Below are 14571 nucleotides of genomic sequence, written 5' to 3'. Positions count from 1 at the left end.
TAGGAGGGATCAGGATGGAACAAGAATATAAAAATATTTTGGTCGGGATCGATGGAAGTGAGCAAGCACTTTCTGCCTTTAAAAAAGCAGTTGAGGTTGCTCGAAGAAACGACGGAACCGTCTATGTAGCAAATGTGATCGACCAACAATTTTATAATTTCATGGGCTATGTCCCAATAGATCAAACGCTAGTTGACCAACAAACAGAAGCAGCGAAACAAATGATCGAAGACTGCAAAGCTTATGGAAAAACAGTTGACTATCAAAAAATCGAAGGAATCGTCGCTTATGGTTCTGTTAGAGAATCAATGGCAGTCAACTTACCAAAAAAATATGCGATCGATTTGATCATGGTCGGTCAATCAGGATTAAATGCGGTTGAGCGATTTATGACAGGTAGTGTTTCCAGCTATGTCATCCGCCGAGCACCATGTGATGTCTTGATTGTCTCTGATGAAGTGGAGAACAACACCGACAATTAAATACGTTAACTAAGAGATAGTGATAGGCCTAGATCTGAAAAATAAGCCGGAGAATCCAAAAATAGTTCCTCCTATTTTTGGGATTCTCCGGCAAATTTTCTGATAGAGCGACTTTTTGCATGCTGTTTACTCGTTTTTTAGAGTGAAGGGCAAGATATATTTCACAGGCTCGTTGCTATTGTAAATTCTTGCGATTCCATAACTTAGAAAATAGTTGTTCGCACTTTTTTTGAAGAATGAAAAAAAGCATGCACAAAAACTTTTTTTTTGTTAAGATAAATGTCAGCAAAGGATAATGGAGGAAAAAACATGATTTTTGCTTATAATAAAGCGCACGTGGGAGATACCTTGATGGTCATCGTCTCAAATGACAATGGAACCGAAAATACGGTCATCCGTAAATGGAATGTTGCTCAAATCAAAGATGAAACAGGACAAATCGTTGGCTGGAATTTTTTCCATATCTCCGACCATCTTACGATCGAAGGTAACGGACAAGTCAAACTAACAGAAAAACAAATTGCACAGTTGAACCGCTTGATCAAAGAAGCTGGTTTTGAAGAAACGTTAACAGAAGAAAATGAACCAAAAATCGTTGTTGGCTACGTCAAAACTTGCGTACCACATCCTGATTCTGATCACTTATCGATCACTGAAACACAAGTAGGAAAAGAGGAAGTCTTACAAATCGTTTGTGGTGCTCCGAACATCGAAGCAGGACAAAAAGTCGTTGTTGCCAAACCAGGAGCTATGATGCCTGATGGAATGATGATTTGGCCAGGAACATTACGTGGGGTTGAAAGTCACGGAATGATTTGTTCGGCGAAAGAATTACAATTACCAGATGCACCGAAAGAAAAAGGGATCCTTGTTTTACCAGAAGATGCAGTGATTGGCGAAGCATTTCCAAAATAAGCAAAAAACAGCACAGTTGCCGAGCAACCGTGCTGTTTTTGTATAGGAAATTAGTTATTAGTTACCAGAGTTCTCTGATTGACTTTGTTTTAATGCGGATTGATCAATTGTTAATTGAATTGTTGTTGTTTTCTTTTCTTTTCCGCGATAGTAAGTGACCTTCACTGAATCGCCGACTTTTTTCTGATACAAGACAGATTGTAATTCTACACCAGAAGAAACATCAGTATCATCGATTTTTGTAATGACATCATATTGTTTCAAGCCAGCTTTTTCTGCAGGTGTCGCCGGTTGAACGCTGGTAACAATCACACCATTTGTCACAGACTCAGGAATTTTCAAGATTTGTTCTTGTTGTTGGGTTGAAACGGCTGAAAGGTCAACCATTGTGATCCCTAGAGCAGGACGGGTTACTTTTCCATCTTTTTCAAGTTGGTTGATAATATTTACTACATCGTTACTTGGGATCGCAAAGCCCATTCCTTCCACGCTTACACCTGATGAAGAAGCAGAAGTACTTGCAATTTTACTTGAATTGATCCCGATCACTTGACCTTCAATATTAACTAATGGACCACCAGAATTACCAGGGTTGATCGCAGCATCTGTTTGGATCGCATTGATATTGACCGTTTGATTTGACTCGTTCGTGCTGGTTACTTGGCGATTCAATGAAGAGATAATCCCCGAAGTCACAGAGTTGGCATATTCAGAACCTAGAGGAGAACCAATTGCGATCGCCGGTTCACCTACTTTCAATGAATTAGAGTCACCAAATGAAGCAACTTTGTTCACTTTATCTGCACTGATTTTCAAAACGGCTAAGTCAGAATAAGCATCCGTCCCGACTAATTCAGCTTTGACTTTTGTTCCATCTTTTAATAAAACTTCTAATCCTTGTTGCCCTTCTACTACGTGATTATTCGTTACGATATAAGCGGAATTACCACTTTTTTTGTAGATGACACCACTACCTTCACTAGAAGCCTCTAGATTGCTATCATCAGAACTTTCTTGTTGTTGGCCAAACAGTTGTCCAAAGCCGTTGGTCCCTTGATTTTGGCTTTGAAGATTGATAACAGATACCACCGCATCTTGGACTTTATCGACCGCATTCGTAATATCTGAATCGACATTGACTTTGACATTCTCAACGACAGTTTCGCCCGCTGAATTTTGATGACCACCCGAATTTGACGCTGCGTTTCCAGAACCCATGACAGCATAAAAAATACCAGCCGTTACCAAGCCCCCAATAATTCCACCAACTAAGCCTAGACCCAGCTTACGCCAGATTCCATTATTCTTTTTCATTTTTGGTGTCACATCTTTTCTCTCCATGTGATCTGCCTCCATTTATCATTTTCTTCTATCTCTAAGTATAGACTTATTTGTTAAGATTAGTCTACTTGGAGACTATGAACTTTTTATGAAAAACTTTAGGAAAAATCATTGCGTTCAGATGAAAAAATAAGAAAAAAGTTTTCCACAAATCCTGTGTAGAAATCAGCGGAAAACTCGCAGAAAAACAATACCCTTTTTTATCCACAAGATGTGGACAACGTGGATAAATCGGTGCAAAACATACGTTTGCTTAAGAAATACTTATAAAATAAGCCAAAATCATCGTCTTTTCTGTGGATAAACCTGTGGATGATGTGTATAACTATGTGGGAATCTTTAAATAAATAAAAAATAACTCGCTTTTTCTTTTAGCAAACATTTCGTTATAATAGAAAAGAAGGAAATACGAACAACGAACAATGAAAAGGAAAAATGAAGGAGTAAAGCAATTGAATATCAAAATCATTTCAGTCGGTAAACTAAAAGAGAAATACTTGATCCAAGGAATCAATGAATACGTCAAAAGGCTGCAAGCATACGCTAAAATCGAACGAATCGAAGTCCCCGATGAAAAAGCACCTGAGAACTTGAGTGAAGCTCAAATGCGCCAAGTCAAAGAAAAAGAAGGCGAGCGGATCTTGAGCAAAATCAAAGAACAAGAATACGTCTACGCACTAGCAATCGAAGGGAAAAATCCAACCAGTGAAGCTTTTGCCAAAGAAATCGACCAACTAGGAATCCAAGGGAAAAGCCAGATCACTTTTGTCATCGGTGGCTCACTCGGCTTAAGTGAAGCCGTCATGAAACGCAGCAACGCCCAAATCTCATTTGGAAAAATGACCTACCCCCACCAACTCATGCGCTTGATCCTCGTCGAACAAATCTACCGTGCTTTTCGAATCAATGCGGGTGCGCCTTATCATAAGTGAGTTTTGTTTTCAGCTAGTTTAAATATATAAGAAAGAGCAAGAAATATAGGAGTGGAAAGAATTTACTACTTCTGGATTGTTCACACATTGAACATATCAGCTATGTTAGAATAAAGGAAACAGATTTATTTTTACAAATAGTGTCGTCTAGGAGGGTTAAAATATGTCAACGACAATTGAAGTGAACAAACAAAGCGTGAAGCAATTTCTTGAAACCGGAAAGATCAAAAAATTCATTATTCCAGAATATCAACGTCCTTATGCTTGGAATGACGAGCAAATTCAAGTACTGTTTGATGATTTAGCGGAGTACACGGCAAATAATAACGAGAGTACATACTTCTTGGGAAGCATCGTGGCTTATGAAAATGACCATAACGAGCAAGAAATCATTGATGGACAGCAACGAATAACTACGCTATTTTTATTTTTGAGAGCTATCTATGCTAAATTAGAAAATAGTGGTGAGAAGGAAGCCTTATTCTTGAAAAGACAAATTGAGCCTGCGTTATGGGAACAAGATGATTTAACAGGTGAGGTTAAACCAGATAAAATTCTGATTATGTCTCGAGTAATGGGGGATGAGGGAAATGATGAATTTGCTAGTATTTTAGTAAGTGGCGAAGCAGATATAAAATCAAAAACTAATTATTCAAAGAACTATATTTTAATTCAACATCTATTAAATGAGTATGCAACAAACGAACCACTATCATTTTATCGTTTTATCAGTAATATACTGAATAAGGCGATTTTATTGCCGATTACTGCAGATACTCAGGATACGGCGTTGACTATTTTTTCAACATTAAATGATCGAGGACTTGCACTATCAGATGCAGATATCTTCAAAGCAAAAATCTATAATCATTTGGATGTTCAAGGGAAAAATGATTTCATAGAAAAGTGGAAGCAATTGGATGAAGAAGCCACTAATGCGAATGAAAGTATTCAAAAACTTTTTTATTACTATATGTTTTATTTGAGGGCGCTGGAGAATGATCGGAATACTACAACACCAGGTGTAAGAAAATATTATTCAAAGAATAATTTTGAACGATTATATTCTGATGATGTACTGACTAATCTCAATACGATACTTAATCTGTGGATTGTGATCAACAATAGAAATTCACTTGATGGTGAACCATGGTCCGAGAATAAAGAGATTAAGCAAGTGCTTGATTGTTTAACTTCATACCCTAATGAATTTTGGAAATATCCAGTCGTGACTTATTATTTGAGTTATCATAAAAGTGATGAGTTTGAGCCTGATTTTTTAGCATTCCTTCGTCGCTTGTTTGCAACATTATCAGCACGCTATATTGTGACTCCAACAATAAATGCAGTAAAAAGAGGAATCTTAAACTTGAATGCAGAAATTGTCAAATCGTCTAAACCTAAATTTGATTTTACTCCGACTGATGAAAAAGACTTGAAAGAAAAAATAAAGGATGCTCATCGTAATACAGTACGCATGATATTGAAGATGATTTCATATCAACATCAGGAAGATCTACTACCTGAAAAGTGGGAAATCGAGCATATTTTCCCTCAAAAATGGCAACCAACATACTTCCCGACAACATCGGATAAAGAAGTAAGGAATCTTGTAGAGCATATAGGAAATAAAATACCATTCGAGAAAAAGCTGAATATTACTGCAAGTAATGGTTATTTTACAAAGAAAAAAGAGAGTTATGATAAATCGAAAGTAGGCATATTACGTGAATTATCAGATGCACATGAGGATTGGGGGCTTGATGACATTCGTGAACGAGATATACGGATTGCCGACGAATTATTTGATTTGTTAAGCCAATGGGGATTGTATCAAAGTGATTCTGCAGAAGGGGAAAATCTAATTCCAATTCCAGAAGAAAAATTCAATGACTATCAAAGATTTATCAAGATGTTTAATAAAGAGGACTCTGATGAAGCGAGACAAACGTTTTTAAATATGATCTAGGTGGGAATCGATTGTGGATAAGAAAGAAGAACTAGTAAATATTTTATTGAAAAAAGCTCTTTTTATCTATACTACGAAGAGCTATTCCACTTTATGAAGCAGGTTGTACTAGCAGTAGTCCAACAATTGAATGAACAGTCATATCCTAAATGAGGAAATGGGGCTCTATACTTTTTGATGTTGGTGAAATTCACCAACATCTTTTTTATGATGTAAAAACATAGAAAAGACACCCTGAAATCCTTTAGAATTAATTTGGCTAACCAATTCATAGGAGGATTCAAGATGTCTTATACTCAGCTTATCAAAGATACCCTAAATATTCTAGACCTAACTATCTATTTCGAGGAAAATTGTTTAACCAAAGAAAGATATAAAAGGCAAGTTTGCTTGATTTACAAAGGGACTCTTCAATACACGCCCGAAGAGTGTCCTCATTGTCTTTGTGTCGTTGATGACGGAAATCGCTCGTCAGAAAAATATTTCCACTTCTTCGGTTTATCGTGTCATGAAGAGATTTTACCGACCATTGAACCCTTTCAAACAGACTTTACCAAAGGTCTTATGCTTTGATGAATTCAAATCAGTTCGAAGTGTCGCAAGTGCCATGAGCTTTATTATGATGGATGGACAAAGGCACGAACTACTAGATATTGTTGAAAATCGACGATTGCCTTATTTAGAACGCTATTTTTCTCGGTTTTCCTTAGCGACTCGAAAAGCCGTTGAATTCATTGTTATTGATATGTATGCCCCCCTTATGTTTCATTGGTTAAAAAGCTTTTCCCAAATGCTCAGTTGATTATTGATCGTTTCCATATTGTCCAACATATAGGCAGAACCTTTTTAAACCATCGAGCGAAGGAAACCAATGCACGACTCAAAAGTACTTCTCAATACCAACGTGGGCTTGGTAGAAAAATGAAACGTTATTGGAAACTCCTACAAAAAGAAGAAGCAAAGTTGAACTATGAAAAACGGGTTTGGCGTGCCAGTTTCAAAGATTACTTAACTGAAAGTGAGATTGTCGACCGATTGTTAGCTACTTGTCCCAATCTACGACAAGGCTATCAGTTATATCAAGATGTTCTTTATGCAGTAAAGAAAAAAGATCATTCACTATTTGAGGACTGTTTATCCAGAGAAGTCAGCCAGCTACCTGAAACTTAGGCGACAACTTTGCGAACATTTAAAAAGTTTCTGCCACAGATCCAAAATGCCCTCCGCTACAGTTATTCAAACGGACCACTAGAATGTTTAAACAACCCTATTAAAGTATTAAAACGCAATGCTTATGGGTTTCGAAATTTTTATCATTTCAAACGACGGATCATGTTCTGCCACGGTAAAACCATTTTAACCAAATAAAAAGAACAGAAAGAAGTTTTTCTTCTTTCTGCCCAAATTATTCTAAGATTTCTCTTTACCAACATCATTTGACAAAGAGCCGGAAATGGCTGTTTTGTGTTAAAGCCCAAATGACGTTAATCATTAAGTAAGTGAGGATTTATAGTAATTATGTGTTGCGATTGTTTAAAAGAACATACATACCAAGAGGAGGGCATTTAGGATCCAGCCCTCTTGTATTTTTCACAAGTATCAAGGGACTGGGACAATAGTTCTTTCTCAAAAAGAAAATAAGTTCAATTTTGATGTTTATTGTCAAAATCGAACTTATTTTTTCTGTTAATTGTTCATAACGAGTTCCTGTTTTTCGCCAAACAAAACTGAATTTATTGGTATCTGCTTCGATTTTTTGCCATCAATAAAGAGGGCTTCATTATCTATCACTTGATTCGCAATCAATTGGCGATGATATAAAACAAAAGTTTCTGTTAATAGTTGAGCTGTCGTTTCCTGACTTCTGAATCGATTGATCGTGCGGTAACTCACTTGTTCATGGTTGGCTAGCCAGTGCATACGGTAGCTATCGTCTAATAAAAATTCAATCTTTCTGCCAGAAAAAACACGTTGCTTGTAGGCATAAAGAAGAATTTTCGACATCATTTTTTGGTGATAGGCTGGATGCCCCAGCTGTTGTTCAACTTTGTTGAAGATCGCTTCTACTAACGAGTGAACCGCAAAGGCAACATCCGTTTCTGGAATATAATGTTCTACATCTAGTGGTAAAGTTGTTTGGCTGATGGTATAATTTTTAAACATAATGCACACTCCTTTGATTTTTGTTTAGGCACTTTAAACATACAAGGTTGTGTGCTTTTTGTGTACCTTAAAATCAAAAAAATAGGGCAATAATCAGATTTTTTTCTGACTATTGTCCCACTCCCTTTTGTCTTGGGGCTGCTATTAAAAGAATGATTGAGCCAAAACTATGTGGAACATCCTCACACTTAGTTGGTGAATGAAAAACAGTCAGTAAGCTGGAATATATCTAAGACCTATTTTTATTGTGTCGAACAAGATTATTCCTTAAGAATAAGTTATTAATGTTTCAGCTTGTTAACGGAATGGAAGTGACGGTTGAGATTGGCGAGTGAATACCACATAGACGAGGTTAACTTGATAAAAAAATGACCTCACAGATGATGGCCTTTAGTTGATTATAAGAGAATGAAAAAGTTTCATCGTAAAATAAAATGACTCGACCTAGTCCACATAGTCTACAGGTGTGTCTAGTTGTCAAGTTTATTATATGAAAATCGATTTGCTATTATAAGGGAAAAGAGCAAATTTTAACATTTTTTTGACCTACTGTTGATAATTTATCAACTTATGAAATCCATAATGGATGAGAAAATGTTGATGAAACGTGATATGATATACATGTTGATTTTATGATTAAGCACCAAAACATATGAGGTGAAAACATGTCGATAATCTATAAAAAATTATGGAAGATCATGATAGATAAAGAAATGAGCAAAACTAAGCTCAAAGAAGTCTCAAGTATCTGCAGTACTGTCATCGCTAAGCTTGGTAAAAACGAACCCTTCTCAATGGACACGATGGTTAAGATTTGTCTGGCTTTAGACATGGATATTGTCGATGTGATCAGTATTGAGCAAAAATAAGATTAGGTATGTGAGGTGAACTGCTTGTTATTTAAAGAAGTAAAGAAAAATGAAAAAGAAACCGAAGAGTTAGAAGAGATTATAGAAAATATCAGCTCAACAGATATTCTTGAAAACACTATCCGTGAAACAATGCCGGCAATTCTCGATATCTTGTTAATTGACCGAACGACATCAACTGCGAACACAACTAAAAACATTATTTGGGCCAATGAGAATTATATTCAGTATGGGCAAAAATCATATGCAGCAACGGCTCAAATGCTTCCATCATTAGTAACGGGGCAAATGGGACAAATCATTATGCCTCGAGCATTGAAGTCGCGTGAGCTTCAAAAAGAACGGACGAGATCAAAGGCGGAGGTGTTCACAACAACCTGGATCGTGAAGAAACAAAATGATGAGATTGATAAAGACTACCAAGAAGATGAACTTGAGACTTATGTCAAACGCAAATGGTTAGAAATCACTTGTGGGGAAGCGCCCTATATGGTCACTCGCTATGACATGGAAACTGGGGAAATCGTTCCACTTGATGAACGCGTGGGTTTTGTCGACCGCAAGTTGAAACGAATTAATAAAGTGGTTGAAGACAAGGCTGAGTGGCAACGCTTAGTCGAAGAGGCCTATAAATCGAGCTATGGTTTTGAGTGGAGTGGGGACTCGCTTTTATTAGCTAGAGAAAATCTGCTTTACACCTATCGAGATTATTATTTCTCAAAATGGCTAGAAGAACCGTTGTATGGTTTATTTAAAAATATTGCTGAAATCATCAGCTACAATGTTTTTCAAATGGATGCATTGAAATACATCATCCCACTCTCTGAGAGACGAGACAAGATTGAAAGCTATCAGATGTCATTGTTTGACGATGAAAAACCATCTGAAGAGTGGATCATTAAACCAGGGAAACGCGTCAAATTGATGAATTGGGAAACGAATAAAATGGAGTTTTTTGATAAGGGGGTCAAATAAAAATGAGTGTTGTTGCTATTAGACCAGATACAACGAATTTTGAATTTCTAAAATTAGATTGGGATTTGCGAGAGGCTTATTACCGTCGTGCTAAATATGTTGAGGATTTTTACGTAGAAGGGAATTTTTCAAAAACAATTGAAGCAGCTGACAAATTTGAGATGGCTATGATTACTAACGGTGTTGTAAAAGAAATAGCAGAAAAATATTCAACTGGGAACGAACAACAAGATGCTTTGACTCGCTTGCGCACTCTTTATCAGACCTTAAAGCTAATTTCGATTAACGCTGGTCAACCCGTAAATAATGAATTTGAAAATCCAATTTCTGAAAGTCTTTATCAATCGAATGAGCGTAAAATGATTTACGTCCAAACAGCGGATAACTCTTCTGGCGATTGGGGTGTTTATGCAGGTTCAGAGAAGATTGGTGAAACAAAGGCTGATAGTAGTACAAATCCGCTAGATTTCCAACCAAACAGTGAATATTTAAGAAGTCAAGCCAATACACGTATTAGATCCTACATGACAACATCAGGTGTACCATATTCAATTGATTGGGCGGAGTTGGCGTATAGACCGCAGGATAAGTTAAATCCGTGGTTTGGCGATAATGATGTTCACGAAGTTCTTAAACGTTCAGGCTATAAAAAGAATAAAAAAGTTGAAGGGAACGAGTGGTGGAATGTTACTCTTGATGTGGCAAAACAAGCGATCGATGCAGTAAAAGAAAACCGTGAAGTAATCGAGGGGCCTATAATTAATAAGAGTAAAATTGTCCTTCGTCCGGAACAAAAGAATGCTGTTTCTCAAACTAAAAAGGTATTTAAAAAGAAAGACCGGATGCTTTGGAACGCAAAAATGCGCTTTGGTAAAACATTATCAACCTACCAATTGATAAAAGAGGAGGGCTACAATTCAGTATTGATCTTATCTCACCGTCCAGTAGTATCAGATTCTTGGTTTGAAGATTTTTCTAAATTAGAAATGAAAGAAGCAGGCTATCAATATGGCTCGAAGAAGCATGAGAGCATTGAAACCTTAATCAAGGATGGCGCGAAGTTTGTTTATTTTGCAAGTATTCAAGATTTGCGCGGTTCATCACAAATCGGCGGTAAGCAACGTCAGAAAAATGAACTCATATTTTCTACCGATTGGGATTTGATTGTCTTTGATGAAGCCCACGAGGGAACACAAACAGAATTAGCACAGAATGTTGAAGAGGCCGTCAAAAAGAAAAACACCAAAGTCCTTGAACTGTCAGGGACGCCGTTTAATTTGCTCGAACAATATGAAGAAGAACAAGTCTTTACGTGGGACTATGTGATGGAGCAAGAGGCAAAATTACGTTGGTCTACAGAAAAACCGGACGAGCCAAATCCGTATGAAACATTGCCTAAAGTTAACATGTTCACTTTTGAAATGGGCAACAAAGAAAAGTATGCAGATGATAGTAAGGCATTTAATTTTAAAGAATTCTTCCGAGTAAAAGATGATGGTTCCTTTGAACATGAATATGACGTGAATAATTTCTTAACTCAGATTACAAAGAAATCAACAACTAATTATCCTTATTCTACAGAAGAATTTAGGAACGAGCTGAGGCACTCACTTTGGCTGTTGCCAGGTATTGCCGAGGCAAAAGCATTGAAGAATTTGATGGATAAGCATCCTATTTTTGGTAAAGAGTACAAGATTATTAATGTGGTTGATAATGATGATAAGGAAATCATAAGTAAAGATGACCCAGATTTAGGTCGTGTTCGAAATGCGATCAGTGACAAACCGTGGGAAACTAAAACCATCACACTATCAGTCCGAAAATTAACAACTGGGGTAAATGTCAAAGAATGGACAGCTGTCATGTTCCTAAACAATACCACTTCAGCAATGAACTATCTTCAAGCAGCATTCAGGGCTCAAACACCTTATTCAAATGAAGTGCAGGGACAAAAAACCAATTCCTATATTTTCGATTTTGCGCCCGATAGGGCTTTAACAGTTATGGCAGAATCTGCGTCAATTAACTCAGGCGTTGGAAAGCGTAATACCCCAGAACAAAAGAAAAAAATGACCAATATGCTTAACTTCTTACCGATTATTGGTATGGACGGAAACGGAATGAAAACCTTCAGTGTCGATCGCATGTTGACACAACTTAAGAAAGTATATGCCGAAAAAGCCGTCCGTTCTGGTTTTGATGATGATAGTCTGTATTCTGATGCTTTGTTAACAATTAATCCTGAGGCAGCTGAGTTATTCGAAAAGCTTAGAGGGATTATTGGGAAGACAGGTGCTTCAAAAGTCACTAAGAAAGTTAAGGTTAATAATCAAGGCCTTACAGATGAAGAATATGAAACGGCAGAAAAAGCTAAAAAAAAGAAAAAACGGCAACGTACGCTTGAAGAACAGGAAGCGATTGATAAACAAAATCAAGCTAAAAAAGAACGACGTAATGCTATCTCTATTTTGCGTGGTATTTCGATCCGTATCCCACTGATGATTTTTGGCATGGAAGTTGATATTTCTAAAGATATTGACGTGGAAACCTTCGTGAACGAAGTTGATGATGCTTCTTGGGAAGAATTTATGCCAGTTGGTGTAACCAAGGAAGTATTTAGAGAGCAAGCTAAGTACTATGATTCTGAAGTTTTTATTGAAGCTGGAAGAATTATTAGGACGCGAGCAAAATCATATGATGATTTATCTTATACAGATCGTGCGGAACAAATTGCGCTTTTACATGGAACGTTTAAAAATCCTGATAAAGAAACTGTGCTTACTCCTTGGCGTGTTGTAAACATGCAATTAGCCTCAATGATAGGTGGATTATCTTATTACAATGAATATTTTTCTGATACATCTATTAACGGGACGTCAGCTCTTCATTGGGTTAGCCAAGAAGCCACCTCAAAGATTTATGGAAATAATAGTAAAATTTTGGAGATAAACTCTAAAACGGGGTTATACCCATTGTTTTGTGCCGTTAGTTTTTTCTTCAGACAACAAATGGAGTTTATCAATAACACTGTTGGAAAAATCACACAAATTGATGAAGAAAAAATTATCCAAAAAGTACTGAGAGAAAACATTTATGTAATCGCCAAAACACCTATGGCTAAAACGATTACTCAACGAACTTTGGTCGGCTATAAAGGTTGGGATACAAATATACTATTCATTCCAGACCTAGTAAAAAAAATTAGAACTAATATTCATGATGTCGAAAAATACGTTCAGAAAGGGTTTAAGGTAATGAAATTTGATGCTGTAGTAGGGAATCCACCATATCAGGAAAACGATGGTGGATCTGGTTCAAGTGCAACTCCCGTATATAATAAGTTCATTCAGCTTTCCGATAGATTATCGAATAAATATATTTCTCTTATCACACCCTCTAAGTGGTTTGCTGGTGGCAAGGGATTAGACCAATTTCGTGACTATATGCTTAATAACGATTCTATTAAAGTGATGGTGGATTATGATAATGCGAAAGAATTATTTCCAAATACTTCAATTGCCGGAGGGGTGAACTACTTCATTATTGATAAGGATTATCATGGGAAGGTGCAATTTACGAATGTTCATGATGGACGGACTACCACCTCATATCGGAAGATGAATGAATTTGATACTTTTGTTAGGTATAACGAAGCTGTTAGTATCATTCATAAAATCGGTAAGGTGGATACTGTCAGTGATTTTGTTTATCCTCGTAATCCATTCGGCTTTTCTTCAAAAGATAGGGGAGGAGTAGAAGGGGAGATTACTTTAATATCTAGCGCTGGAACAGGTAAAGTAAACCTTGGAGATGTCAAGTCAGGTAGCGAATTGATTAATAAATACAAGTTATGTATTAGTAAGGTAACATCAGAACATGCTAACGAACCAGATAAGAATGGTCAGTACCGAATAATTTCAAGCAATTTTGTCGTTCCTCCTCAATCTGTTGTGACTGATTCGTATCTTGTTATTTATTCAGATGAAGATGAAAATAAAGTGAGATCGTATTTGAAATATTTGAAGACGAAATTTTACAGAAATTTGTTATTACAGTCGGTAACTTCAATAAATCTCTCAAAAGATAAGTTTCAATTTATTCCATTACAAGATTTTAGTAAAACCTCAGATATTGATTGGTCTAGATCAACACTAGAGATAGATCAACAACTCTATACAAAATACGGTCTTGATAAGGAGGAAATCGCCTTTATTGAAGAGAAAGTGAAGGCAATAGATTAGCATGATTGAAGAAAATTTATGCGAATATTGCTAACTCTGATATTCTCGAAATCTCTGATATGGATATGGAAACACGAAAAGCATTGCTGTTAAATCAATTGTTGAAGCAAGGGATTGTTTCAATGATAAGAATTGAAAATCCGATGATAATTTTAGAGCAAAGTTAGGGAAAACATTTTCCGAAGCAGAAGATGATATCTTAGAAGTCTTTGATATCAAAAGATCTACTGAAAATCGCTCATATAACGAGTTGGCAAATATATTCCAAGAAGGAGATATTATAATCCCTGATATGCAAAGAAAATTTGTTTTTGATACAAGTAAGTATTCAAAAATCATAGAATCTGTACTAATTTGTTTGCCTATTTCACCACTTTTTTATGGATAAAGGAGAAAATTCGTATAAGATAATTGAGGGATTTCAATGTTTGATTGTGATTAGCAACTATATCCTAGGTAATCAATGGGGCATTGACAAATGACACGCAAAGGTGAATTCTAGCAATGCTTTCATCAAATGTTGACAGTTCAATTCTAAGAAAGCGTTTTGTCTAGCTGACTCTAGGACAGTAGAAGAAGTTAAAGCGTTCTACTGTTACCGATTATGGATTTCCGTCAAATAGTTCCTGAAAGTAATAAGGCTAAATATCTAATATTTGAACGAATCGACACTGGTTCTGAATT

At 36.4% G+C, this 14571-nt stretch carries 8 protein-coding genes and 2 pseudogenes; 8 read left to right on the top strand and 2 right to left on the bottom strand.

Going from position 1 to position 14571, the window contains the following annotated elements; all coding sequences use genetic code 11:
* Positions 1–14 precede the first annotated feature (14 nt).
* Together IGL28_RS11775 and ytpR are read left to right on the top strand one after the other, a co-directional pair.
* Positions 15–482, top strand: a complete 468-nt coding sequence (locus tag IGL28_RS11775; RefSeq protein ID WP_002317107.1) for a universal stress protein — start codon at positions 15–17, stop codon at positions 480–482.
* A 309-nt stretch (positions 483–791) separates the two neighbouring features.
* The gene (gene ytpR, locus IGL28_RS11770) at positions 792–1397 is read left to right on the top strand and encodes a YtpR family tRNA-binding protein (protein WP_081128798.1); all 606 of its coding nucleotides are present in this window, start codon (positions 792–794) and stop codon (positions 1395–1397) included.
* Positions 1398–1454: 57 nt separating this feature from the next.
* Here the strand turns inward: ytpR and IGL28_RS11765 are convergent, their stop codons facing one another.
* The gene (locus IGL28_RS11765) at positions 1455–2738 is read right to left on the bottom strand and encodes a S1C family serine protease (RefSeq protein WP_002324312.1); all 1284 of its coding nucleotides are present in this window, start codon (positions 2736–2738) and stop codon (positions 1455–1457) included.
* A 452-nt stretch (positions 2739–3190) separates the two neighbouring features.
* Between IGL28_RS11765 and rlmH the strand changes: the two genes are divergently transcribed.
* The 3 genes and pseudogenes from rlmH to IGL28_RS11750 all read left to right on the top strand — a co-directional run bounded on the left by rlmH (position 3191) and on the right by IGL28_RS11750 (position 7007).
* The gene (gene rlmH / locus IGL28_RS11760) at positions 3191–3670 is read left to right on the top strand and encodes a 23S rRNA (pseudouridine(1915)-N(3))-methyltransferase RlmH (RefSeq protein ID WP_002317110.1); all 480 of its coding nucleotides are present in this window, start codon (positions 3191–3193) and stop codon (positions 3668–3670) included.
* Positions 3671–3833: 163 nt separating this feature from the next.
* Positions 3834–5639 (top strand): DUF262 domain-containing protein, encoded by a 1806-nt coding sequence (locus tag IGL28_RS11755; protein ID WP_081128796.1) that lies wholly within the window; start codon positions 3834–3836, stop codon positions 5637–5639.
* Positions 5640–5924: 285 nt separating this feature from the next.
* A pseudogene (locus IGL28_RS11750) lies at positions 5925–7007 on the top strand (ISL3 family transposase).
* 304 nt (positions 7008–7311) lie between these two features.
* Here IGL28_RS11750 and IGL28_RS11745 read toward each other — a convergent pair.
* Positions 7312–7802 (bottom strand): annotated as a pseudogene (locus IGL28_RS11745) (transposase); the annotation flags it as partial.
* Positions 7803–8467: 665 nt separating this feature from the next.
* On the opposite strand from IGL28_RS11745, the gene IGL28_RS11740 reads away from it, so the two are divergent.
* From IGL28_RS11740 to IGL28_RS11730, 3 genes are read left to right on the top strand one after another with little or no spacing between them, the layout of a single operon-like run.
* A complete protein-coding gene (locus IGL28_RS11740; RefSeq protein WP_081128794.1) occupies positions 8468–8671 on the top strand; it encodes a helix-turn-helix domain-containing protein in 204 nt (67 codons plus the stop codon).
* A gap of 24 nt (positions 8672–8695) precedes the next feature.
* A complete protein-coding gene (locus IGL28_RS11735) occupies positions 8696–9646 on the top strand; it encodes a restriction endonuclease (RefSeq protein WP_232088603.1) in 951 nt (316 codons plus the stop codon).
* Positions 9647–9648: 2 nt separating this feature from the next.
* Positions 9649–13887: an Eco57I restriction-modification methylase domain-containing protein gene (locus IGL28_RS11730; RefSeq protein ID WP_081128792.1), complete on the top strand. Its 4239-nt coding sequence runs from the start codon at positions 9649–9651 to the stop codon at positions 13885–13887.
* Positions 13888–14571: the final 684 nt, after the last annotated feature.

Source organism: Enterococcus sp. AZ077 (assembly GCF_051714965.1).
Lineage (GTDB): Bacteria > Bacillota > Bacilli > Lactobacillales > Enterococcaceae > Enterococcus_B > Enterococcus_B hirae.
Note: the sequence above shows the minus strand (reverse complement) of the source record. Positions and strands in the feature narration are given on the sequence as shown.

Excerpts from the sequence above, each read along its gene's own strand:
- IGL28_RS11775 (WP_002317107.1), top strand. The coding sequence starts at position 15 with ATGGAACAAGAATATAAAAATATTTTGGTCGGGATCGATGGAAGTGAG.
- ytpR (WP_081128798.1), top strand. The coding sequence starts at position 792 with ATGATTTTTGCTTATAATAAAGCGCACGTGGGAGATACCTTGATGGTC.
- IGL28_RS11765 (WP_002324312.1), bottom strand. The coding sequence starts at position 2,738 with ATGGAGAGAAAAGATGTGACACCAAAAATGAAAAAGAATAATGGAATC.
- IGL28_RS11755 (WP_081128796.1), top strand. The coding sequence starts at position 3,834 with ATGTCAACGACAATTGAAGTGAACAAACAAAGCGTGAAGCAATTTCTT.
- IGL28_RS11740 (WP_081128794.1), top strand. The coding sequence starts at position 8,468 with ATGTCGATAATCTATAAAAAATTATGGAAGATCATGATAGATAAAGAA.
- IGL28_RS11730 (WP_081128792.1), top strand. The coding sequence starts at position 9,649 with ATGAGTGTTGTTGCTATTAGACCAGATACAACGAATTTTGAATTTCTA.